The organism is Microbacterium schleiferi (genome assembly GCF_020781975.1).
In the GTDB taxonomy this organism is placed as follows: Bacteria; Actinomycetota; Actinomycetes; order Actinomycetales; family Microbacteriaceae; genus Microbacterium.
Genome location: NZ_JAJGNI010000001.1, coordinates 372,825 through 397,327, shown reverse-complemented (window position 1 = coordinate 397,327; position 24,503 = coordinate 372,825). Strand labels below are relative to the sequence as shown.

15 protein-coding genes and 1 pseudogene are annotated in these 24,503 nt (G+C 68.0%); 7 read left to right on the top strand and 9 right to left on the bottom strand.

Translation table 11 applies throughout. The annotated features are described in order from the left end of the window. Positions 1–3: 3 nt before the first annotated feature. A complete protein-coding gene (locus LL236_RS02060; protein WP_228177123.1) occupies positions 4–2,922 on the bottom strand; it encodes a UPF0182 family membrane protein in 2,919 nt (972 codons plus the stop codon). A gap of 92 nt (positions 2,923–3,014) precedes the next feature. Further along, complete coding sequence (locus LL236_RS02055; RefSeq protein ID WP_228177122.1) at positions 3,015–4,133, bottom strand: YlbL family protein; 1,119 nt, start codon at positions 4,131–4,133, stop codon at positions 3,015–3,017. Positions 4,134–4,254: 121 nt separating this feature from the next. Between LL236_RS02055 and LL236_RS02050 the strand changes: the two genes are divergently transcribed. Next, entirely contained in the window at positions 4,255–5,652 is a 1,398-nt protein-coding gene (locus LL236_RS02050; protein ID WP_228177121.1) for a zinc-dependent metalloprotease, read from the top strand. A 762-nt stretch (positions 5,653–6,414) separates the two neighbouring features. Here LL236_RS02050 and LL236_RS02045 read toward each other — a convergent pair. Further along, positions 6,415–8,157 carry an ATP-dependent helicase gene (locus tag LL236_RS02045; RefSeq protein ID WP_228177120.1) on the bottom strand — a complete coding sequence of 581 codons (1,743 nt, stop codon included), beginning with the start codon at positions 8,155–8,157 and terminating at the stop codon, positions 6,415–6,417. Then, positions 8,133–9,041, bottom strand: a complete 909-nt coding sequence (nudC, locus tag LL236_RS02040) for an NAD(+) diphosphatase (RefSeq protein WP_228177119.1) — start codon at positions 9,039–9,041, stop codon at positions 8,133–8,135. The genes LL236_RS02045 and nudC overlap by 25 nt, the downstream gene beginning before the upstream one ends. A gap of 68 nt (positions 9,042–9,109) precedes the next feature. Between nudC and LL236_RS02035 the strand changes: the two are divergent. Then, a pseudogene (locus tag LL236_RS02035) lies at positions 9,110–9,859 on the top strand (phosphotransferase); the annotation flags it as partial. 344 nt (positions 9,860–10,203) lie between these two features. On the opposite strand, the gene LL236_RS02030 reads toward LL236_RS02035, so the two are convergent. Beyond that, positions 10,204–13,725 carry an ATP-dependent DNA helicase gene (locus LL236_RS02030; RefSeq protein ID WP_228177118.1) on the bottom strand — a complete coding sequence of 1,174 codons (3,522 nt, stop codon included), beginning with the start codon at positions 13,723–13,725 and terminating at the stop codon, positions 10,204–10,206. After that, complete coding sequence (locus tag LL236_RS02025) at positions 13,722–16,889, bottom strand: ATP-dependent helicase (RefSeq protein ID WP_228177117.1); 3,168 nt, start codon at positions 16,887–16,889, stop codon at positions 13,722–13,724. The genes LL236_RS02030 and LL236_RS02025 overlap by 4 nt, the downstream gene beginning before the upstream one ends. 97 nt (positions 16,890–16,986) lie before the next feature. On the opposite strand from LL236_RS02025, the gene LL236_RS02020 reads away from it, so the two are divergent. Beyond that, the gene (locus tag LL236_RS02020) at positions 16,987–17,211 is read left to right on the top strand and encodes a DUF3107 domain-containing protein (protein WP_195691794.1); all 225 of its coding nucleotides are present in this window, start codon (positions 16,987–16,989) and stop codon (positions 17,209–17,211) included. Positions 17,212–17,226: 15 nt separating this feature from the next. Here the strand turns inward: LL236_RS02020 and LL236_RS02015 are convergent, their stop codons facing one another. Continuing rightward, entirely contained in the window at positions 17,227–17,946 is a 720-nt protein-coding gene (locus LL236_RS02015) for a ferritin-like fold-containing protein (protein WP_228177116.1), read from the bottom strand. A 182-nt stretch (positions 17,947–18,128) separates the two neighbouring features. On the opposite strand from LL236_RS02015, the gene LL236_RS02010 reads away from it, so the two are divergent. Together LL236_RS02010 and LL236_RS02005 are read left to right on the top strand one after the other, a co-directional pair. Continuing rightward, a complete protein-coding gene (locus tag LL236_RS02010) occupies positions 18,129–19,559 on the top strand; it encodes a DEAD/DEAH box helicase (protein WP_228177115.1) in 1,431 nt (476 codons plus the stop codon). 100 nt (positions 19,560–19,659) lie between these two features. Next, positions 19,660–20,097 carry an SHOCT domain-containing protein gene (locus LL236_RS02005; RefSeq protein ID WP_228177114.1) on the top strand — a complete coding sequence of 146 codons (438 nt, stop codon included), beginning with the start codon at positions 19,660–19,662 and terminating at the stop codon, positions 20,095–20,097. Positions 20,098–20,289: 192 nt separating this feature from the next. Here LL236_RS02005 and LL236_RS02000 read toward each other — a convergent pair whose 3' ends face one another. Continuing rightward, positions 20,290–21,153, bottom strand: a complete 864-nt coding sequence (locus LL236_RS02000) for a PHP domain-containing protein (RefSeq protein ID WP_228177113.1) — start codon at positions 21,151–21,153, stop codon at positions 20,290–20,292. An 83-nt stretch (positions 21,154–21,236) separates the two neighbouring features. Here LL236_RS02000 and LL236_RS01995 point away from each other — a divergent pair, with 83 nt between their 5' ends. Continuing rightward, positions 21,237–22,259: an endonuclease/exonuclease/phosphatase family protein gene (locus tag LL236_RS01995; RefSeq protein WP_228177112.1), complete on the top strand. Its 1,023-nt coding sequence runs from the start codon at positions 21,237–21,239 to the stop codon at positions 22,257–22,259. 32 nt (positions 22,260–22,291) lie between these two features. Next, the gene (locus LL236_RS01990) at positions 22,292–23,710 is read left to right on the top strand and encodes an aminopeptidase P family protein (RefSeq protein WP_228177111.1); all 1,419 of its coding nucleotides are present in this window, start codon (positions 22,292–22,294) and stop codon (positions 23,708–23,710) included. Positions 23,711–23,726: 16 nt separating this feature from the next. Here the strand turns inward: LL236_RS01990 and LL236_RS01985 are convergent, their stop codons facing one another. After that, a complete protein-coding gene (locus LL236_RS01985; protein WP_228177110.1) occupies positions 23,727–24,407 on the bottom strand; it encodes a general stress protein in 681 nt (226 codons plus the stop codon). Between the last annotated feature and the right edge of the window lie 96 nt (positions 24,408–24,503).

The window sequence follows — 24,503 nt, the reverse complement described above, 5'->3', positions numbered from 1 at the left end:
GGCTTACTGCCCGCCCAGGGCGATGAGCTGCTCCACTGCCGCCGTCAGCCGGGCGTCAGCCTCGGCGAACGCCGTCAGATCGCCGGCCTTCAGCGCCGCATCCCGGTCCAGCATCGCCTGCTGGGCCTCCTGCAGCGCTGCCTGGTAGGCGTCGGTCGGCTCGGTCGGCGTGCTGGGCGTCGTCTCAGTCGGCGTCGGCTCGGGCGTCGGCTGCGTTGTGGCGCCCGGCGTGGGCGTCACGTCGCTGTCGCCGCCGGTGGCACCGGCGTCACCGCCGAACAGGGCATCGAGAGCCTCAGACAGGGTGTCTTCGAACGCGATGTCGTTACCGAACGAGACGAGAACCTTCTGCAGGGTCGGAAGCTTTGTCGCTCCCGAGGACTGCACGAACACCGGCTGGACGTAGAGCAAACCGCCACCCACCGGCAGGGTGAGCAGGTTACCGTTCAGGACGTCGGACTGCCCCTGCTTCAGCAGGTTGATCTGCGACGAAACCAGCGGATCGGCGTTGAACGTGTTCTGCACCTGACCGGGGCCCGGAACTGTCGTGTCTGCAGAGATCACGAGCATCCGCAGCTTGCCGTAATCGTCTCGCGCGGTGCCGGCTTCATCCCCGGCGTTCGAGTCGACCGCGAGGTAACCCATGAGCACGTTTCTGGCGTTCCCGGCCTCTGACGAGGGAATGAACGTCGTGAACATCGAGTACGTCGGCGAGGTCTGGCCGGGCATCTGCATCGTCAGGTAGTAGGGCGGCTGCAGCTCGGAGTCGTTCTGCGGGTCGTTCGGCGTCTCCCACGCGTTGTCGCGCTGGTAGAACGACTGCGCATCACCCACGTGGTACACCCCGAGGATCGCGCGCTGCACCTTGAACAGATCGGTCGGGTACCGCACGTGGCTCATGAGATCGGCCGACATTTCGGAGATCGGCTTGAGCGTCGACGGGTAGACCTTCTGCCACGTCTGCAGCACCGGGTCTGTCTCGTCCCAGGCGTACAGCGTCACCTTTCCGTCATAGGCATCGACGGTGGCCTTCACCGAGTTCCGGATGTAGTTGATGTTGTCCAGGCCGAACCGCTGCTGAGCGGTGTTCGAGTCCGAGATCGCTTCCTGCAGACTCACCGTCGACGAGTACGGGTAGTTCGCACTGCGCGTGTACCCGTCGATGATCCACACGATGCGACCATCGACGACGCTCGGGTACGGATCGGAGTCCAGCTGCAGATACGGCGCGACCTTCTGAACCCGCATCGCCGGGTCCCTGTCGTACAGGATCTGCGACTCCTCGTTGATGTCGTCGGAGAAGAGGATCTGCTCGGACTGGAACTTCAGCGCATAGATCAGGCGATTGAAGACGCTCCCCACACTCGGGCCGCCGTCACCTTCGAACGTCGTCTTGACGTCGCCAGAGCCTTCCGACGAGCCGGTCGGGTAGTCAAGCTCAATCGGCGCCGTCCCTTCGGGGGCACCCACGATCGAGTACTGCGGCGACATCTCACCGAAGTAGACGCGCGGCTCGAAGTCTTCCTGGTTGGAGAGGAAACCCGAGGCGGGGATGCCGCGCTCGAGGAAGACCGGCTCGCCCTCGGTGGTGCGGTCGTTGCCCTTGGCGACGACGAGCCCGTAACCGTGGGTGTAAATGAGGCTGGTGTTCTGCCAGGTCTGCGCCGCGGCATCCAGCTGATCCACGTCCAGTTCGCGCACCGAGACGACAGTGTCTTGCGACTGGCCGTCGATCTCGTACCGGTCGACGTCGAGCGGATTGTGGAACTGGTAGTACGCGCGGTACTGCTCGAGCTGTCGCACGGTCGGCGGGATGATGGCGGGATCCATGATCCGGATCTGCGCCGTCGTGGCGGCATCCGAACGCAACTGTCCGGCTTCGGCGTCAGTTGCCGCCGAGAACTCCATCTGCTCGAGACCACTGACACCGTACGCGGCCTTCGTGGCGTCGATGTTGTACTGGTAGTACTGCGCCTCGTAATTGATCTTGTTCGGGGTCACCTGGAACGTGTTGACCACCCAGGGATAGCCGACACCGACAACGACGGTGGCGACCACGAGCACCGCGGTGGCCACCAGCGGATAGCGCCACCGGCCGATGATGGCTGTCACGAAGAAGAGGATCGCGACGACGATCGCACTGATCGCGAGGATCGACAGACCCGGGATGACGGCGTTGGCGCTGGTATACGCGGGGCCGGTAATGCGGTCATCGTTCTGCACCATCAGCAGGTAGCGATCCAGCCACAGGCTCACGCCCTGCACCAAGACGTAGAGTCCCGCGATCACGGCGATCTGAATGCGGGCGGACTTCGAGATGCGCAGCTCGCGCTGCCCGACCCGGACGGCACCGTAGAGGTAGGACACGACGACGGTGACGAGCAGGCTCACCAGCAGGACCGCCGAAACGAAGCCCAGCAGTGCGCTGTAGAACGGCATCGCGAACATGTAGAAGCCGGTGTCGAGATTGAAGATCGGATCCGTCACGTCGGTAGTGACGCCGTTGAGCCACAACCACGTCGTCTGCCATTGCGTGGAAGCGGCGAAACCAGCGAAGAACCCGAAGAAGACAGGGATACCCCACATCGCCAGGCGACGCAGCGGCTCGACGACCTCCTGGTAGCGATCCAGCTGCGAACTCAATCGCACGTAGACCGGTCGCAACCGGTAGGCCAGCTGAATGGTGACCCACAGCGGAACGGCCATCCCGAGGAAACCGACGACGAACATGATCACGCGGGCCACCCACTGGGTGAGCAAGACTTCCTGGAATCCGAGCTGGTCGTACCACAGCCAGTCTGCGTAGAGGCTCGCAAAGATGAAGAAGCCGACGACGAGCGCGGCGATGATCGCGAGCGATATGGCGAGGATGCGGCGGGACGGCGAAGGCGTGGCCCTGTTCGGCGCTGAGGTCGTGGTCACCGTTTCATCCTAGGCGGCCGCTTCTGAGCGATCGCCGTACAGATGCCCTGATCCTGTTCGCTCTCAGCGACCCCGCCGACCGGTTCCCCGACTCACTGGCACGTCGGAAGCTGCGACAGGTCGCCGTCCGAGCTGATCGCGTCGAGGACGCTGAGCGCGTCATCGAGGGTCGCCACCGAGAAAACCTGCAGGTCACCGGGAATCTCATCGACGACCTCCGGACAGTTGGCAGCCGGAGCGAGGAAGTAGTCGGCATCGGCGCGGAACGCCCCCCACATCTTCTGTTGGATGCCGCCGATCGGTCCAACGGTCCCGTCAGCGGTGATCGTGCCGGTGCCCGCAATGTTCTGGCCACCGTTGAGGTTTCCCGGCGTCAGCATGTCCATGATCCCGAGCGCGAACATCATCCCGGCGCTCGGGCCACCGACATTGTTCAGCTGGATCGTCACGTCGATCGGGAAGTCGTAATCGGTGATGAGCGTGATCCCGATGATCCACACTGTCTCGTCGTTGACCCTGGTTGCAGCCGGCGTGACCTCGACCGTCAGTGGTTCACCATCCCTCAGGATGTCCAGGCTCAGCGGTGCCCCGCCGTCCTGCTGCACCTGCTCGCGCAAGGCAGCGGCGTCAGTCACGGGCTCACCGTCGGCGCGCAGCACGACATCGCCCTCTTCCAGGATGCCGTCCGCTGCAGCATCCTCGCCGACCGAGACGACAGTGACCTGCGTGCCGATGTCGTAGCCGAGCTCGGTCAGTGCCGCAGCCGTGGCTTCCTCTTGGGAGTCGACCATGAGAGCGGCTGATTGCTCGCTGCGCTGCTCGCTGGTTTGGCCCTCGGGAAAGACAGCCTCGATCGGGACGACGGCGCGGGAGGGGTCGAACCACGCAACAGCAAGGTCGAACCATGACGGCCGACGCTCCCGGCTTCCCGCGATCTGCACGGTCAGCAGGTCCAGGGCGCCGGAGGTCGGGTACGTCTCGGCTCCCGAGATCTCGATGAGCGGAACCTCTTCGCCGTCGCTCGTGCTGACGGTGCCGAGCGTGTTGTACACCGGACCGGGAAGCTCGATGACGTAGTCGGTGGGCAGGAACGACATCGCCAGCAGGGCCAGCAGCGCGACTACCAGCGCCCACAGTCCCACCCGCGTCCGGCGACTGATGGGTGCCCGCCGGGCAGGCGTCACCGATACGTTCTCGTCGAACAGCGCCACGTCATCCTCTCGGCCGTCGTTCGCGACCGGCGTAAGGCGATTCAGGTGGGGCCCGCGGGTGCGATCATTCGTGCGACTAGCGTAGATGCCATCCTCAAGAACCGGCTGAAAGGCGGCACCCGTGGCTGACGACGACCGGAACCCCGACGACGACCTTCCCGAGCTCTTCCGGCAGCTGTTCGGTCAGGCCGGCATGGGCGGCGACCAACTCGCCGAACTGCAGAAGATGGGGTTCGACCCCGCGATGATCCAGCGGGCCATGCAGCAATTGCAGGGCGCGATGGCCTCGGCCGGCGAGGGCGGGATCTCGTGGGATGCCGCGACCACGCAGGCGCTGCACATCGCGAACAAGGACGGCGCGGGCATCACAGCTGCCGACCGGTCGGCAGCCGACGATGCCTTCACCCTGGCATCCCTCTGGCTCGGCGAAGCGACGACGATCTCCGATCTCCCGGGTCCGGGAGTGACCATGACTCGCGGCGGATGGGTGGAAGCCACCCTGCCGGTGTGGCAGGAGCTGGCTGAGCCGGTAGCCACGAGCATCGCGGATGCCTTCACTGCGGCGCTGCAAGAGCAGTCCCCTCCCGAGATGCAGCAGATGATCGCCGGCGCGGGTCGCGTGATGCGCACGATCGGTGGTTCTCTGTTCGCCGCGCAGCTGGGGACCGTGGTCGGGAACCTTTCGACCGAGGTCGTCAGCGGCGGCGATGTCGGCATTCCGCTCCTGCCCGACGGTCAGGCCGCGGTGGTGCCCCAGAACTACGCTCAGCTCGCGAAGGATCTCGAGATCCCCGACGACCAGTTCGCGCTCTACATCGCCACCCGTGAGCTCGCGCACGCGCGGTTGTTCCGCCACGCCCGGTGGCTGCGACTGCACGTGCTCTCACAGGTATCGGACTTCGCGCGCGGCGTGCGCGTCGACACGGAGGCGCTCGAAGACCTCGCTGGCCGGTTCGACCCGCAGCACCCCGAGGAGCTGCGCGAGGCGCTGGAGAGCGGGGCGTTGCTGCCGGAGCGGTCCGAGTCGCAGCAGGCTGCCCTTGCGCGCCTGGAGACGATGCTGGCGACGATCGAGGGTTGGGTTGACGTCGTGACCGCGCAGGCCACGACGCGTCTTCCGGCTGCCGATCGTATCGCCGAGACCGTGCGACGCCGCCGTGCCGTGGGCGGTCCGGCCGAGCAGGCCCTCGGGACTCTGGTGGGACTCGAGCTCCGCCCCCGCCGCATCCGTGAAGCCGCCAGCATGTGGCGCGCGATCACGGATGCCGTCGGCATCGAGGCGCGAGACGGACTGTGGGACTCGCCCGACCTGGTTCCGACGGCAGCCGACATCGACGACCCGAGCGCCCTGATTACGCGGCTCGAGGCACGCGCGCGCGGTGAGGAGCCCACCCCCGACGAGTTCGACGACGCGCTGGCACGGCTGCTCTCCGGCGAAGACGGCAGCGGGTCCGCGGCGGACGAGAACTCCGATGAGGGCGGTCCGGCAGACGACGGTCCCGACGAGCGACCCGTCTGAGCCTGCGCCGCTCCTCCCCAGCGGCGCTGCCAGACGCGCGCGGAGATTTCTGTGGACAGCGACACCGCCGTGGCGAGCTCAGCCCAGACAATCGGGGAATGCTGCGCATCGACCCCGCCTATCCGCCGCTGTGGCGCACGCCGACGATGCTCCAGTTCGGAAGGAGCGATCGCGCACGGCTGGACGAGCCGGCGCTGTGGCAACTCCAGGTGATCCGCGAGCTGGGCAAGGGCATACCGGAGGTCGGAGTGAGCGCGCTCGCCCGATCCCTCGGGGTCGCGGCCGCCGATGTCGACACACTGCTCGATCGCTTGAGCTCGGTCATCGTGAGCACCGGCACCGCCCAGCGCGTCGGGGTGGAGCTCGCCGATGATCCGGCTGCCCAGTACGGGCCGCAGATCCGCGACGGACTGCAGGACCTCGGAATCGACGCGGCGCTCGGCACCTCGCGGGAGCAGGATGCCGTCGTGATGGTAGCTGCGCACGGCCTGCATCCTCGGCGAGCCGCCGCCTGGATGCGCGAGGACATCCCGCATGTCGCGATCGTGCTGGGTGCTGGAGAGGCAGAGGTCGGCCCGCTCGTTCTGCCGGGCCAGAGCGCGTGCCTGGGCTGTGTGTCAGCTCACGAACGAGACCGAGATCCTGCGTGGCCGCTGGTGGCTGCGCAGCTGATCGGACGCGGCGATCCGGCGGGCCCGGCAACGCTCGCCGCCGAGGCGACGCTCCACACGGGCAGGATGCTGCTGGCAGGTCGCAGCGGGCTCAGTCTGCGGCTGACGCTTGCTGCCGACGCCGAGCACCGGCTGTGGGAGCAGCATCCCGAGTGCTCGTGCGAATCTCCTGGAGAAATCGTGACGGTGAACGCCCCCGTGAGCCGGCCGGCCACGAGAGCGAGAGCGATCGCCGTGCCCGCGTGATGCCGACGTAGGCAAGGCGTCGCTCCTCGTCGATCTGATCGAAGTGGGTAGCGTATGCGATCGGTAGCAATCCTTCGGCAAGACCGACCAGGTACACGTGGTCCCATTCCAGGCCCTTCGCGGCGTGCAGGGTCGCGAGGGTTACGGCGCGAAGGGTGGGCTCGTCCTGTGCCCGGGCTCGGGACATCAGGTCGTCGGTGAAGGAGCGCATGGTAGTTCCGGCTGGCGCCTCTTCAGCCAGACGCAGGATCGCTGTGCGCGCCTCCCATGATTCGCGCACGGCGCCGCCCGCGGGGGGCGCCTCGTCGGTCATGCCCAGTGAGCGGAGGATGTCACGGACTGCGTCGACGAAACCTCTCTCCAGCGGAGCCACTGAGGCGCCGCGTAACGCCAGCACAGCCTGGCGCACCTCTGGGAGGTCGAAGAACCGCCGACCTCCCAGCACCGTCGTGGCGATCCCCGCGTCTGCCAGCGCCGCCGCGAGCTCCGCTGACTGCGCTCCGGTTCGATAGAGGACGGCGATGGATGCCGGGTCGGCGCCCGCCCGGAGCCGATCGGCGATACTGCCAGCCACGCCGCGCGCTTCGTCGGCCTCGTCGCGATACGCAGACACGGTCGGCGGCGATGGCGGTACTGTTTCCGCCGCCGCGGCAGTCAGGTGCACGGCCCCCGGGCGTTCTCGCATCAGCTCGTTCGCGACGGCCAGGACCGCGGCATCCGACCGATAGTTGCGATGCAGTTCGACGACGCGGGCACCCTCCCAGCGCCGCGGGAAATCGATGAGAAACCGCGGGTCCGCGCCCGCGAACGAATAGATGGTCTGGCTCGCGTCGCCGACCACGCAGAGATCGCGTCTGTCCCCTACCCACAGTTCGAGCAGGTGCTGTTGGAGAGGAGACACGTCCTGATACTCGTCGACGGTGAAGTGCCGGTACTGCTCCCGGACGGCGGCTACCACGTGAGCCTCGGTCTCGAGCATCCCGGCGCACGCGAGGAGCACGTCCTCGAAATCCATCTGTCGACGCTCGTCCTTGAGCGCCTCGTAGGCGCGGTGAAGCTCAACTGCCGTCGAGGCCGGCAGTCTCCCAACGGTGCCTCCCGCGCGGACGCGCGCGTAGTCGTCGATCGTGCGCAACGTGACCTTGCGCCACTCGATGTCGGCGGCGACGTCGCGCAGCGTCGGTGTGTCGAGCTCCAGCCCGATGCCATCGGCGGCGTGCGCGAGAACCCGCACCTTGTTGTCGATGATCGCCGGTGGCCGGTCGCCGGCGAGGGTAGGCCAGAAATAGTTGAGCTGGGCCAGCGCCGCGCTATGGAAGGTGCGGGCGGCCACCCCGTCGACACCGAGCGTCCGCAGTCTGCCCCGCAACTCACCGGCGGCCTTGCTGGTGAAGGTGAGCGCCATGACACGACCCGGCGAATAGGCGCCGGTGTCGACGCCGTGCGCGATCCGCCGGGTGATCACCCGGGTCTTACCGGTACCAGCTCCGGCGAGCACGCATACCGGCCCCCGCAGCGCCGTCACCGCCTCGCGCTGCTGCTCGTCTAGACCGTCGAGCGCGTTCACTGCTGCGCCGATCGGTACCACTGCTCGATGAGGGCCCGCGCGATGGAACTGGGCCCGGGAAGCTGCACATCAGACTCCCCGGCCAAGGCTGCGCCGATCTCAGCCCGATCAAACCAGCGGACCTCGACGATCTCCTCCCCATCGGCAACGGGGATCTCGGTGCTGGTCACCGCGCTGAAGCCCACCATGAGAGAGCGCGGATAGGGCCACGCTTGCGACGCCACGTACGTCATGTCCTCGATATGAACGCCGGCCTCCTCGAGAATCTCGCGCGTGACCGTGGCCTCGAGAGACTCGCCGGCCTCGACGAACCCGGCAAAGCACGAAAACCTCCCCATCCCCCAGGCCACGTGGGATCCGAGCAACAGCCGGGTTCCAGCGGGATCAGTCACAGCGACGATCACGGCGGGGTCGGTGCGGGGAAAGAGATCCTGTTCACAGAAGGAGCACCGCCTCGACCACCCGCCGGACTGCAGAGCGCTCAGCGAGCCGCAGCGGGGGCAATGGGCAGAGTCCAATAACCAGCGCCCGAGGCTCACCGCCGCCACGAAAGCTCCGCCGTCGGCGTCGCCGAGCTCTCCGCCGATGACTCGCAGCGGCGCCCACGAAACCCCGTCATCGAGGCTTGCCGGAACCTCGCGGAGGGCGAGAACCCAGCGGTCCGTGCCGTCGGGTCCGGCGCCGAGGAAGCCGTACTCGCCGTCGGCTTCTGCCAGCGCGGGGTCGGTGCTCGGCCACCAGTGCAAGGCGGTGCCGGATCCGGCCTCAGCTGTCACCGGAGCGCTGTCGCGGTGCACCGGAAGCACGAGGGCGGCGTCATCCGGCGCGGAGCCGATCGTCGTTCTGCGGTGCTCAGCACGGTCGAAACCGCTCCGGGCCAGCGGCGGGACGGCGGAGGAGCGCATGGGAACGAGGACCTCCCTCAAGGGCGTGGCGCGACGGCTGCGGCGCTTGCCAGACCTACCCTGGGCACATGGCGCGCACCCTGTTCACTCTAGCCGCGGCGGTCTCAGCCGTCGCGCCGGATGCCGACATCGTCGCCGTCGCCCCGCTGACCGAGAACTCGACGGGTCGCGTGGATGCCGTGCAGGCGACGCTCGACACCGGGGCTCAGGTCGTCATCCGTGTGGCAACGGACCCGGAGGCGGGCGACGACCTCCGCGCCGACGCGAGGGCCTTGCGCGCGCTCACGCCCGGCGTGCGCGCGTTGCTGCCGTACTCGGCACCGGAGCTGCTCGGCGAAGTGCCCCTGGCAGATGACACGGCCGTGATCACGAGCTTCATCGCCGGCTACCGCGTCGACCCCGGCGAGGTACCCGCCGGCCCGGGCGTGGCTCCGGCACTTGCCGAAGCTCTGGCCGCAACGCATGCCCTCCCCGTGTCCTGGGCTCGCGAGGCGGGACTGGTGGTCCGGTCTGCGGAGCAGGTCAGAGACGAAGCGTCGCGTCTTGTCGACCGGGCAGAGCACACCAAACGGATGCCGCGCGCTCTCGTGTCGCGGTGGCGTCGCGCAATCGCCGACGATGACCTCTGGCGCTTCGAACCGACAGTGGTCTTGGGCGGCGCTTCCTCCTCGAGTTTCTTTCTGGACGACCACGGCGGGGTTCCCACCGTGGTCGGCGTCGTCGATTGGCACGCCGTTGCGGTCGGCGACCCGGCAGTAGACCTGCAATGGCTGGCTTCGGCACCTGCCGCGGCAGGCGATGTCCTGAACGCGTATGTCGCCGCGAGCAGCCGAGCCCCCGACGGGCTGCTCCGTTCCCGAGCTCGACTGCACGCCGAGCTCGAGTTCGCGGCCTGGCTGGTGCACGGTCACGACGCTGACGATCGCTCGATCGTTGCCGACGCCGAAGCGCTGCTCTCGTCGCTCGCGGACACCGTGGGCGCCGACGATCTGGTCGTTCGTACTTCCTCGGGCATGGACGATGCCATGGCGGTACTGGGGAGCGTGCCCGATACCTCTGCTGCGCTCGCTGATGCCGATGCGCAGCCGGCGGACACCTCGATGCACACAGACGCCTACGATCCTGAAGAGTTGGCGATGTGGCTCCCCGCCCAGGACGATGGTCAGCTCGACGAGTCGTCTGATACACCCGACGCAGAAGACGACTCTCCCGCTGCGGATGACGAGGCAGTGCCCGCGCCGGAGAGCGAGGGCGAGAGTGCCGCCGCCTCCGAGCTCGTCACGGCCCCCATCATCCTTCCTGCATCGAGTTCTCCGGCACTGTTCACGTCCGAGGACGGTTCTGACGCGGACGAGCCCGCGCGAGCCGCACGCGCGGCATTCCAGAGGTGGGCAAGCTCCGCTTCGGAGTAAACCCGGTCGGAGCGGATCGTGAGGTCGTCGGCGACGTAGTAGAGCACGACATCGATGTCTTCCAGGGGCACGCCAGAGCGCTTGTGATAGGCGAGACGATACAGCGCGAGCTGCAGCATCCGATTGCTCCGATCGGCCGCCGTTCGCGGCGGGGCGCCGGTCTTCCAGTCGACGATCTCGATCCTTCCGCCCCGATCCTCGCGTCGGTAGACGGCATCGAGCTTGCAGATGATCTGCTCCACACCCGCCGCGCCGCGCAATGACATATCGATCTCGGTTTCGACCTCGATCGGAGCGAGCTCGGCCCATTCAGATCGCAGGAACGTCTCCTGCAGTCGCCGCAGGGCGGCGTCCTCCGACTCTCCCGTCGCGGCCCCTGCATCCCCGCCGAGGTCGGCGCCGTCGTCGTCGCCGAGGTCGAGCTCCCACAGCGCATCATCCAGGGATGATCCGCGGCCGGTCCGACCCGACCGGGACTCGACCCACGCGTGGAAGCGTGTCCCGAGGGTCGTCGCGCGGTAAGGCCGCTCGGGCATGGGGCGGACGAACTCGTCGAGCGCCGCGCCGGTGTCGACGACGAAGTCCTTGAATCGTGAGGCAGCAACCCGGCGGGGGCCGTCGCCGACGGCACGGCGCAGCGCGGCACGCTCGTCGCGTTCTGCCAGCAGCTGCACGATCTCGGGATCGATGTCCGGCTCGACGGGCGGCTCTGTCTGCCACCGATCCAGAATGTGTCGCACCTGCCGCGCCGCGCGATGAACCCGGTCGGCGCGTGTCCCGAGCGGGTCCATGGGCCAGATCACGGCGGGTCCACGGCGGTCCTCATAGGGATTCGCACTGTCGTCAGTCGAGCCGGTGGATTCCCACCCCAGGGCAGCACCGATCTCGTCGAGGAAGACGCTGGGCGCGCGCTGGTCGCGCTGCCCTCCCCACCGCGAACCGGTCAACAGCAGGTCGCTGCGCGCCCGGGTGACTGCGACGTAGGCGAGCCGCCGCTCTTCACCGGCGAGGTGCTCTTTGACGGATGCCTTGAACTGCGTGATCGCGCTCCGTAGCGCCTTGCGGTCGGTCGCTTCCTCCCACGCAAGCACCGGAAGCGCCGCCCGGTCACCGCGGAACCGGTAGGGCAACGTGCCATACCCCATCCAGCCCTGCGTCGACCGAGGCCTTGCCGGCAGTTCGTCCTGCACCATCCGCACAACCGCGACGGCGTCCCACTCCAGCCCCTTGGCTCCGTGGATGGTGAGCAGCTGAACGACGCCCGGTTCGGGTGGCTCGGTCCGCGGCATGAGCTCGTCTGTCTCTTCGGCGTGGTCCAGCCAAGCGAGCAGGCTCGACAGCGACCCACGCTCGTCGACGGCGAGGAACCCCTGGATCTCGTCGAGGAACGATCGCAGCTGCGCGGCGGCGAGACCTGCCGGGCCTCGGGTTTCGTTGGCCGCGAGCTCGATATCGAGCAGCAGTTCGCGCTCGATTGCTCGGATGACTTCGGGTATGGGGCCTCCGAGCACCCCGCGCAAGCGGTGGAACATGCCGGACGCGCCCCGAAGCCGCTCGACGCCGTCAGGACTGAAATCCGAGAGCAGTCCGCTGTCGGGTCGCAGCGAACGGATCCTGTCGAGCGCGTCGACGATCGATGGCTGCTCGTCGGGTCCGACCGAATCCCGCATCCGTGCCAGAACCTCCGGTGCCAGCGGAGTGAGGTCGGCCCCGCGCCGCGCGAGGGTGTCGGCAAGCCGGCGCAGCGCCGCAAGGTCCGACAGCCCGACCCCGAAGCGCGGACCCGAGAGGATGCGGATCAGCGCGGATCCTTGGCGCGGGTCATCGAGCACGCGGAGGACGGCGACGACATCGACGACCTCGGGGGTCGAAAGCAGTCCACCGAGTCCCAGGATGCGGTGAGGGATCCCCCGCTCGGCAAGCGCGTCAGCGAAGACCGTCATATGGCGCTTGGTGCGGAAGAGAATCGCACCCGAATGCGCAGCGCCGCCGCCGTGCGCCGACTCATGCTCAGAACGCAACCGCGCGAAGAAAGCGGCGACCTCTGCAGCTTCGTCATCAATCGTGTTCGCGTACACGTGCCCCACGTGACCGGCGGGGGCCCCCGGCCTGGACTCGAGGGGCGGGATGTGAATGCCGCGAGCGCCGTGGTCGGCAATAAGCGCGTTGGCGGCATCCAGAATGAGGGAGTCATTGCGCCAACTGGTCATGAGTGCCACGTGCGTGCAGGCGCTGGTGCGGGCGAAGGCTGCAGGGAAGGACGCGAGGTTGTCTGCGCTGGCGCCTCGCCATCCATAGATCGACTGATGCGGGTCGCCTACCGCCATGACCGCACCGTCGGCGAACAGCTCGGCCAGGAGTTGGGTCTGCTGGACCGAGGTGTCTTGATATTCATCGAGCAGCACCACTCGGTACTGACCGCGAACCTCGTCGGCGACCGATGGTGCGGCCGTCACGATCTGGAGCGCGCCCGATACCTGGTCTGCGAAGTCCACGGTTCCCTGGGCAGCCTTTGCCCGCGTGTAGTCGCGAACGAGCTCGGCAAGAAGCGGAAGCGCGCTCATCGCGGTGTGGAACTTCTCGATGTCGCCGGGGGATGCCAGCGCCGGGTTGCAGGCAGGTTCGATGCTGCGCGCGAGGCGGTCGCCGAACGCCGAGAGCTCGTCGAGGTCGACGCCATGGTCCAAGACCTCGCCGGCGAGGCGCTGCAGGCTGTCGACGACAGTTCCGAACCGGTCCTCGCGGTGTGCGAGCCGAGGATCGCGCGAGGAGATCACGATCCGCCGCGCAAGCAGCCAGGATGCTGACGGGCTCAGCAGCGCCGCATCAGGGTCGCGTCCGATCCTGGCGCTGTGCTCGCGCACGAGCGAGTCGGCGAACGCGTTGTAGGTCGATACGCGCGGGCGCAGGAGTAGATGCTCCGCATCGGTTTGGGCAATCGCCTCGATCCGGCCCTCGCGGGTCAGGGCATCGATGCGGGCGAGGCGCCGGTCGATCCGCTCGGCAAGCTCGCCGGCGGCCTTACGCGTGAAGGTCAGACCCAGGATCTCGTCGCGGCGGACGATGCCGTTGACGACGAGCCACACGACCCGTGCCGCCATCGTCTCGGTCTTGCCGCTGCCGGCCCCCGCCACCACCAGGACAGGAGACAGCGGCGCCTCGATGACGCGCTGCTGCGGCTCGGTGGGCGCGGGCAGCTCGAGAAGGTCGGCGATCTGCAGCGACGACAACCGCGCCACGGGAAGCGGGCCGCCCGATCCAGGTCCAGTCACGGCGCGCTCACCGGTTTGACCGTATGCAGCCGGCACACCGCGAAGTGATCATCGTTGCAATGAACGTCGGGGTATGCCGTGAAGCTGTGGGCAGCCATCGCCTCGGCATCCGCGACGATGCGCTCAAGCAGCGCGGACCGGGTGTCGGCATCTAGCGGCATCTGTTGCGCCATCCGGTAATCCGTACCCTTGAGAGTCTTCGAGAGCACCAGCAGGCGGGCCCCCACGAGCTGCCCCTGCTCAGCGCCGGGTACCGCTCCCGCTCCCACCGCGAGTTGATACGCCGCCAGCTGCGCATCAGTGGCCACCTTGTCATCGGACACGCGGGCCTCGGATCTCCCCGTCTTCAAATCGATCACGGCAACCCGTGGGTCGGCGTTCTCCACCCACCGCTCGACCCGATCGATCGACCCACTGATGATCGCCACAGTGCCGGCCGGGGGCGATCCGGGCGCGGTGATCGCAACGACGTTCGGGCCGTCGCTACCGGCGACGATCGCGATGCGAAAACGCGCTTCGGCGCCGGCCACCTCTCCCCCGCGGGCGGCGAACTCGCGCAGGTAGCTCGCCAGCCGGCGCGTGAGGGTCGTGGCCCACTGGCGTTCCTGCTTGGAAAGCCAGTCAGCTTCGAAGTCGAGCTCACCCCATCGCTCTTCGACGATGGCATCGAGCAGCTCGAACGTTCCGTCGGGAGCCGTCTCCATTGCGGCGTGCAAGATCGTCCCGAGGCCCGCCGAGAAGGTGCGGGAATCGCCGCCGAGCTCGCGGATCGCCCAGTCCAGCCCGCACTCCTCGAAAGCCTCTACGCGCGACGGCGAGATCGACACCGGCGCGCGATGCAAATCGTGGATGCCGCCCTCACCCGTGCGCTCTCTCACGCCGTACCACGAGGCCGGATCGGCGCCCGGCACGCCCGCCCGAGCGAGCGCGGCAAGCTGCGTGGCGGCGTGCTCGGCAACAGCGGGGTCTGCCGTCTCGGTAAGTTTTCTGCGGTAACCGGCAACGGCGCCGCGCAGCGTGAGCGGATGCCGGTCCGAGCGACGTGGCGGCGGCTCGGGGAGATAGGAGAACAGCGCACTGGGCGACTGATCCTCGTCGTCAACGGCCGTAACGAGGAGGCGCGTACCGGCCCGAGTCAGCGCACGCTCGAACAACCGCAGCTCCTCGTGCAAGACGCTCCGTCGGCGATCGAGAACATCGAGGGCGACGGGGGTCCCACCGTGGCGCCATGCTTCAGCCTCGTCTGCCAGCCGCCAGCCATCGAGGAGGCTCCCGCGCAGCCGCGTGTTCGGCCAGACGCCCTCCTGGACACCGGCGATCACGACCGCCTCGAACTCGCGACCCAGCGACCCCGCCGGGGTGAGAATCTCGACCACATCGCGACGCTGCGCCGCCGCGAGAGAGTCCTCCGGCACCTCACTGCCAAGGATGTCGGCAAGGAAGCGGGCCGGATCCTCATCCTCACGCTCAGCCGATCGCTTGGCTGCGGCGAAGAGGGCGACCAAGGCATCCAGAGATCGAGTGGCCTCCGCCCCCTCCGCCCCACCCAGGCGCGCCCGCTCCCGCCACGCACCAGCCAACTGCGACCTGTCCCACGCCAGCCAGAGCAGCTCGTGGGCGGAGTCGCCATGGGCTGCGCCGGCATGGATCTGCGCGAGCGTCTGCGCGAGCCGATAAGCAGTTCGCGCCTGTGGCGTGTCTATCAGCAGCAGCGCCGCCGGTTCAGCCATCGCCTCGGTGAGCAGCTCCGAGGCCGCACGTCGGGTCTCCCCCTCGAACTCCTGCGTCCGCAGCACGGCGCGCAGACGGCGCAGTCCGATCGCATCGAGGCCGCCAAAGGGCGAAGTCAGCGCCGCCGCCAGCTCCTCCGCGGGGCGCTCGACGGCCGGCATCATCCCCAGGCGCACCAGGTGCAGCAAGCCCCGCACCGCGGGCTCTTCCCCGAGCGGTCTTGCCGCACTGGCTGCGCGCGTCGGAACCTCGCGCGCAGCCAGCTCAGCCGTCAGCCTCGCGACCTGGCGCGTGTCATGCGCAATGACGGCGATCTCGCGCCACGGCAGGCCCTCGGCGACGTGCCAGGAGCGCAGCGTCCGCGCAATCCCGTCGAGCTCTTCGTGCGGCGACGCTGCCCACATCGTCGTGATCTCGCCGGCTCCGCCCGAGGCGACGGGTTCAGCAGCCGGCTCGACCGGGGCAGGTTCGGCACCCGGAGCAAGGCGGTGCTCTACCGCGCCCGCGGTTCCGATCGATCCGGCGACAGTGCGGGCAACCCGCACGAGGGCGGGACGGGCGCGGTACGGATGCCGCAGCACGAACCGATCGGTGAACATCGATGCCAGCCGTGCGAAGGTTTCGGGACCGGCACCGCGGAATGCGCCGGAGCCGACGTCGGGATCCCCGAACGCGAGCACGGCGATTCCCCGCACGCGCGCAGCTTCCAGGAGCGCCACCGCACCCCAGCTGAGCTCCTGCGCATCATCGACCATGAGGAGGCTCGGCATCGTGGTGACACCACCGAGCAGCAACGCCTCGGTGGCTTCACGGAGCACCTCGGCGGGGTCGCGATGGGCTGGGCGCAGCCGGTCGAGCACGTATCGGTACTCACGCCAGAACGAGCCAGCCGCTGACCACACCGGGTTGGCGCGGTCGGCTCCCAGGCGTTCGAGGTCTTGCGGCGCGAGCCCCAGTTCGGTGGCGAGCGCGAACAGAGCTCGAAGCTCCGACCGAAACCCCCGGGACCGTCGCACCGCCGTGCCCAAAGACTCGGGCCACCGGGATGCCCCCTCAGCGGCATCCGCTTCGTCGCCCTCCAGAAGATCGGCGATGACGGCATCCTGATCGGGAGCGGTGAGAAGCTGCGGAAGCGGATCGCCCGCCGTGACGGCGCGTGATCGCACGATCTGGAAGGCGAACGACGCGACCGAGCGCGCCAAGGGTCCCGGGGTCGCGATATCCAGGTCGGCGGTGACCCGGTCGCGCAGGTCGGTCGCGGTCTGGCGCGTGGGCGTCAGGATCAGCACGTCGTCGGCGCGAACATCGCCAGCGCGCAAGAGGCGGGCCGTTCGCGCGAGGATCGCCGATGTCTTGCCGGTGCCGGCCGCGCCGACGACCAAGCCGCTCGCATCTGCGGGCAGCGCGACGACCTGTGCCTGCGAGCGATCCATAACGACGACGCTACCCAGCCCCGAGGACATCACTGTGTCGTAGAGTTGCCATGCACCTACGGCACCGGCCGCACGGCGGCGTGAGAAAGGCAGGAACGTGGAGATTCGCATCGGCATCACGAATTCGGGTCGCGAGCTGAACTTCGAGACGAACGATTCCGCCGCTGACGTTCGCCAGTCCGTCGCCCAGGCGCTGGATTCCGGCGCAACGCACGTCACCTTCACCGACGTCCGCGGAAACGCCTACATCGTCCCGACTGCAGGACTTGCCTACGTCGAGGTCGGCACCGAAGAGGCGCGTCGCGTCGGGTTCGTCGCCTGATCTGAGCCGCGCCGATTAGGCAGCCAGTCCCAGGTCGTCCATCCGGCGCGAGTGCGCTGCCATCAGCTGCGTGAAGACCGGCTCGACCTTCTGCTCGTCCTGCAGCTGAAGGTGCTTGGGTCGAAGGGCTGCGCGCGCAACCAGGAGCGTGTCGCCCACCAAGCGTCGCCCCCACATCGCCAGCAGTGAGCGCCACTCGTCGTCGCTGTCGATCGTTTCGGTCAGGATCTCCACGACCGCCTGGCGATCGGCATCCGCACCGAGGATGCGCGCCACACGACGACCGGTGTCTCCGTAGCTGGCAGCCAGCGCAAGGTAGAAGTCATCGAGCATGCCGGCGATGATGTGCACCGAGAGCATCGTCTCTTGCGGACGCACGCCGTGGGTGGCGCGGCGGAAATGATCGAGCGGTTCCCGGAAGGGCAGCATCAGCGCCGTCGGGTCGTCTCCGCGATCACGGATGACGCCAACGAGAGCCTCGTGCTTGGTCAGCGCCGCGCCCGCAGCCCGCGACAGCGCTTCCTTCTTCTCGAGCGACGGCGTCATAGCGATGAGTTCACTCAGCGTCTCGAAGAACCCGAGCTGCAGGTAGGCGGCCTGCCCGAGGAAGACATCGATGTCGGGGGCGAGCTCTTCGAAATCAACGCGGTGGGCGTCGCCGAAATCGCCCCGGGACCGCAACGACAGCGTCGCGGCCAGCGGACGGCTCTTGCGCCAGAACTTCCAGTCGACCACGCACACAGCCTAGGGCCAGCATGGGCCGACCCGCCGAGCGAGGCCGCTCCGAGGGGTCATCCAGCGCCCGCCGGTAGACTGGGGCGGTCTCCGGCGTAGGCCCGGAGCCCCGCGCCTGCGGCTGAGTGAAGGGCGTGGATCCGACACCAGCGGCAGCACAGGCTGCCAGACAGGCTTCTATCGTGACGACTTTCGCCGATCTCGGCGTGGATCAAGACATCGTCGATGCGCTCGCCGAGCGCGGCATCGTGGATGCGTTTCCGATCCAGGAACAGACCATTCCGCTGGGCCTTCCCGGCCAGGACATCATCGGCCAGGCGAAGACCGGAACCGGCAAGACCTTCGGGTTCGGCATCCCTGTGGTGCAGCGCCTCGGGCTCCATCCCGAGCCCGGCGTGAAGGCGCTGATCGTCGTCCCCACCCGCGAACTTGCGGTTCAGGTCTACGAAGACATCGACATGCTGACCAAGAACCGGCCGACCTCGGTCGTCGCCATCTACGGCGGAAAGGCCTACGAGGGTCAGATCGAGCAGCTCAAGGCCGGCGCGCAGATCGTCGTCGGTACCCCGGGTCGACTCATCGACCTGGCAGGCCAGCGCCTCCTGGATCTCTCGAACGCGACCGAGGTCGTGCTCGACGAGGCCGACAAGATGCTCGACCTCGGGTTCCTTCCCGACATCGAGAAGATCTTCCAGCGCGTTCCCGCCGTTCGCCATACACAGCTGTTCTCGGCGACGATGCCCGGGCAGATCGTGACCCTCGCGCGCCGGTTCATGAGCAACCCGATCCACATCCGGGCAAGCGACCCGGATGAGGGACTCACGCAGGCCAACATCCGGCACCTGGTCTACCGCGCCCATTCGCTTGACAAGGACGAGGTCATCGCCCGCATCCTGCAGGCCGAGGGGCGCGGCAAGACGGTGATCTTCACGCGGACCAAGCGAGCGGCGCAGAAGCTCGTCGACGAGCTGCAAGACCGCGGCTTCTCAGCCGCCTCCGTGCACGGCGACATGAGCCAGGAAGCGCGCGAGCGCTCGATGGCAGCGTTCAAGGCCGGCAAGAAGGATGTGCTGATCGCCACGGATGTCGCGGCGCGCGGCATCGACGTCGACGACGTGACGCACGTGATCAACCACACCATTCCCGATGACGAGAAGACTTACCTGCACCGCGCAGGCCGCACCGGGCGTGCCGGGCGCACGGGTATCGCCGTGACCTTCGTCGACTGGGATGACCTGCACAAGTGGGCCCTGATCAACCGCGCGCTGGAGTTCGGTCAGCCGGAGCCGATCGAGACGTATTCGTCGAGCCCTCACCTGTACACCGATCTCGACATCCCTGAGGGGACGAAGGGTCGCATCGTGACAGCGCCGCGCACCGAGACCGTCTCCACGGCGGAGGGCGGGTCGTCGAACGGACGGTCCGGGTCGCGTCGGCGTCGCTCGCGCGGCGGCTCGTCGGGCTCAAGCGGATCGCAGGGCTCGTCGGGAACGCCGCCGCGCACAGCCGACGGTGCCGGCACGCACGACGGTGGGGGCGCCGAGCACCGCGACGGCACGACGACGCCGCGCCGTCGCCGCCGGCGCCGCGGCCCGCGCCCCGACGCAGCCTGATCTCCGCGTGATCGCGCGGGCGTTGCTCTCGAAACGGGACACCCGACAGCGCTAAGGTGATGGCTGCGGCATCGCGCCGCACAAACCCCGAAAGGCTGTCATGCGATTTCTTGAAGCTGTGACGACGGGATACGAGTACCAGGGGTTCTGGGGCTCGTTCTGGGACATCATCTGGTGGTTCCTGTGGATCTTCGTCTTCGTTGCGTACCTGTTCGTGCTGTTCGCGATCATCGGCGACCTCTTCCGTGACCACAAGCTGAACGGTTGGTGGAAGGCCGTCTGGATCATCTTCCTGCTCTTCCTGCCCTTCATCACGGCGCTGGTCTACCTGATCGCCCGCGGACGCGGCATGGGCGAGCGTTCGATGAAGGAGGCCGAGCAGATCAAGCAGGCCCAGGATGCCTACATCCAGTCGGTCGCCGGTAGCGGGGCAAAGCACAGCCCGGCCGAGGAGATCGCCCGCGCCAAGTCGCTTCTGGACGCCGGCACCATCTCGCAGGCCGAGTACGACCAGCTGAAGGCCAAGGCCCTCGGCTGATCCGACGCTCACGCGCAGCGCCCCCGTCTCTTCTCGAGGCGGGGGCGCTTCGCTGTTCGCAGGGGTCGGGGTCGGCATCCGAACCTCGCAGAATCGCGCGAACCTCGCAGGATCCTGAGCCGAAAGTGCGGAGTTCGCGCGATTCTGCGACGCTGGCGTGGCGCGCGCCACGCCATCAGAGGCAGGCTCGGCTCACGGGTAGACCGGCGCACTGCCTCGCCCGGCGGCAAGGATACGCTCGACCATCGCGCGGTCTGTCGTGTGCTCGCCCGGCACATTCGGCTTGCCCAGGCCGTGGTAGTCGCTCGATCCGGTCACGATGAGGTCGCGCTCAGCGACCAGCGGTTCCAGCTCACGGATGCCGGCAGCAGTGTTGTCGCGGTGGCCGAGCTCGAAGCCGGCGAGACCGGCGTCCAGCATCCGGGTCACCAGCGGCGCCGGGAAGGGGCCTGCACGCCCGGCGGGGTGGGCGAGGATCGGCACTCCCCCGGCAGACACGATGAGCCGCACCGCAGTGACCGGGTCGGGGGCAAACAGAGCGACGTAGTACGGGCTGCGCGGGCTGAGGATGCCGCGAAAGGCCTCATCACGATCGCGCACGTGCCCCCGAGCGACGAGCGCGTCGGCGATGTGAGGGCGACCAACGGTAGCTCCGTCGGAGGTCTGCTCGAGGATGTCCTCCCACTCGAGGTCGAAATCTCGGGCGATCCGGTCCGAGATCATCCGGGCCCGGTCGAGGCGAGAGGTCCGCACCCGCTCGGTCATCGCCCGCAGGTTCTCGTCGTCGGGGTCGAACAGGTAGGCGAGCACATGAACGCTGCGCCAGTCATCGCGCGCCGACATCTCCATGCCCGGTACGAACATCATGCCGAGGGACGCGGCTGCCTCGGCGGCCTCACCCCAACCCGCGGCGGTGTCGTGATCGGTCAGGGCGGCGATGCGCAGGCCGTGACGATGCGCTGCCCGCATGACGTCAGCTGGCGCGTCTGTCCCGTCTGACTGCGTCGAATGCAGATGCAGGTCGGCGGGTCCCTCGAAGAGCCGCTCGTCGTCCATCGTTTGAGCCTAGCGCCGCGTGCACAGCTCACCGCGGCGCGGCTCGTACCCTTCTCTCAGAACGCTGTCATAGGCTCGCGGACGTGCGTCGAGCTCTGGGGATCCTCGTTGCGGTGATCTGGGTCGCCGTGGTCGCGGTGCTCACCGCTCCCGACTTCTTCCGGGTGGAACGCCTGGCACCGATCGCCCAGATCATCGCTTTCCGCGGGGTGATCCTCCTCGCCATCGCGGCGGTCGGCATCCTCGCCCTGTTCGCGTCGTTCGCTCGGTCGATTCGACCGCTCGCGATCACCGTCGTGATCGTCGCAGTGATCGGTGTTCTCGCGAACGGGGCTATCGTCCTGGGCCGCGGTATCGGCACCGAGAGCCTTCCCGCAAAGACCGACACCGCCATCCGCGTCATGACCTGGAACACCGCGGGACCGGCGACCTCCGCCGATGAGATCGCGCGCCTGGCCGTCGCGATGGATGCCGACATCGTCGCTCTTCCCGAAACGACCATCGAGACCGGCGAACAGGTCGCGATCGAGATGAGGGAGCTCGGCCATCCGATGTGGGCACACCACGCGAAAGACCCCTCGACGCCCTGGGATGCCGGATCGACAACCCTGCTCATCACCCCCGATCTCGGCGATTATGCGGTGATCGAATCGTCGGTGGAGGGCACGAGCACGACATCCACGGTGCCAAGCGCCGTAGCGATGCCCGTCTCGGGGGTCGGCCCGATCGTCGTGGCAGCTCACGCCGTCGCACCCCGCTCCGGCTACATGGAGGATTGGCGCGCCGATCTGCGTTGGCTCGGCGACCAGTGCGCTGCCGACAACGTCATCATGGCCGGCGACTTCAACGCGACGCTCGACCATTTCGGCGGACTCGGCGTCGATGGGGGCGAACTCGGGCGGTGCGTGGATGCGGCGGCAGCCAGCGGCACGGGATCCGTGGGCACCTGGAGCACGGCCTGGCCCTCGCTACTGGGCACCGCCATCGACCACGTCATGACAACCGACGCGTGGACGGTGACGGGTTCACTCGTTCTGTCATCGGTCGACGGCAGCGGAAGCGATCACCGACCGCTCGTGGTGCAACTGGAACCAGCCCAACCCTGACCCACGAGAACCTCGCGTGCGAGACTGGATGAATGAGCACGACCGGCGACAGCGAAGCCACGACGACGACTGCGGCGACCGAAACCAGCACGACGAACCGCAAGCAGCCGTTCCCGCAGGGCTTCCTCGACACGATCTCGACGGGCTGGGCTGAGCGCCCCGAAACGTTCCCCCCCGCCCGGTCGCGGGCCGCCTTCGCGGCGCGACGCCGCCACGCGCTCTCGGCGGCCTTCCCCGGCGAGCGCCTGGTCTTTCCCGCGGGTGAGCTCAAGCAGCGCTCCAACGACACCGACTACCGGTTCCGGGCTCATTCGGCCTTCGCACACCTGACCGGGTGGGGGTCGGATGCCGAACCCGGCGCGATCCTCGTGATGGACCCGCTTCCCGACGGCGGACACGAGGCAGTCCTGTACTTCCGCGAGCGCGCTGACCGTACGACGGCAGAGTTCTACGCCGATGCGTCCATCGGGGAGTTCTGGATCGGGCCGCGTCCGGCCCTGGCGGGTGTTGCTGCCGACCTCGGCATCCGTACCGACCACATCGCCGCCTTCGCACCAGCCGACGGCGAGCGCGTCGTGGACGTTGACGCCGACCTCACCCGCGCGGTTTCGGAGATGCGACTGATCAAGGATGAGGATGAGATCGCGCAGATGCGCGAAGCCGTCGCCGTGACCGCAGCGGGGTTCGATGACATCGTCGCCGACCTCCCCCGAATCGCCCGACACCCCCGCGGGGAACGGATTGTCGAGGGAGTGTTCCACTTGCGCGCGCGCAGCGACGGCAACGGCGAGGGATACGACACGATTGCCGCATCCGGACCCCACGCCTGCTACCTGCACTGGACCCGCAACGACGGCGCGGTGCTACCGGGAGATCTCATCCTGATCGATGCCGGCGTCGAGCTCGACAGTCTCTACACCGCCGACATCACCCGAACCCTGCCGGTCAGCGGGACATTCACCGACGTGCAGCGACGCGTCTACGAGACGGTACGCGAGGCCGCGGATGCCGCGTTCGCTGCAGCCCGCCCCGGGGTGACCTTCCGCTCGATCCACGAAGCCGCCATGCAGGTCATCGCTGCGCGCACTGCGCAGTGGGGCCTTCTGCCGGTGACCGCTGAGGAGGCTCTTGCTGCGGACACCGGTGGCCAGCATCGCCGGTACATGGTCCACGGCACCAGCCACCACCTCGGCATCGACGTTCACGACTGCGCTCAGGCGCGCAGGGAGATGTACTACGACGGCATCCTGCAGCCCGGGATGGTGTTCACGATCGAGCCGGGCCTGTACTTCCAGATCGACGACCTCACGGTTCCCGAAGAACTGCGCGGAATCGGCGTTCGCATCGAGGACGACGTATTGATGACCGTCGAGGGCCCCGTGAACCTGTCAGCAGGCATCCCCCGCACAGCCGACGAGGTCGAAGCCTGGATCGCGCGGCTCGCGCGCTAGCGCACCGAGCGGGCGACTACGCCTTGTCGTCGCCCCGCGGCGCCGCATCCTGGCCGGCTCCGGTGTCGGGAGTGCCCGGCGCAGATGAGGCATCAGTGCCGGATTCCGCCGGCTCCGGCGGCGTCACGTCTTCGATCCGCTGGCCGTAGCGCGGCGGCTCCAGGGGCGCGGCCGGGCGCTCGGGCGGCGGGGTGACCACCTGCGTACGCTGCGGCGCTGGCGCTGCAGCCTGCGGTCCCAGCACCTGGCGTGCCCTTCCCGCGCTGCTGCCGGCAACGGCGATGTCGTAGTGGTCGGCGACGAACTGCATGACCGACGCGAAGTCGCGGCGGCGGCGCACGATGGCGAAGGTCAGCAAGCTGGCGAGCATGCCGATCGCGATACCGACGAACAGCACCCCGACGAAGGCCTGGATCGGCACGTTCGGCATCCCGAGTACGAAGACGGCAGAAAACAGCATGCCCAGGAGTAGTCCGTTGATCGCGCCTGATCGCGCTGCCGTGGCGTAGCCGAGGCGACCGGTGACCCGCTCCATCGAACGCAACCCCTGACCGACGATCGTGATCTCGCGGGCAGGAATGTCTTCGGCGATGAGCTTGGACACCGCCTTCTGGGCGGCTTCGTACTTGTCGAAGGTCGCGACGGTCTGTCCGACGTCCTCGAGGTTGCGGGCGAACTGGCCCCCCATCATGCTCATTCGTCCATCCTCCCATGCCGGGTCTCGCCGTCCGCTGAGTCGACATGAATCGCCGCACGTAACCGCAGGAGGCCATGCCCGGGCGCCGGGCTACGC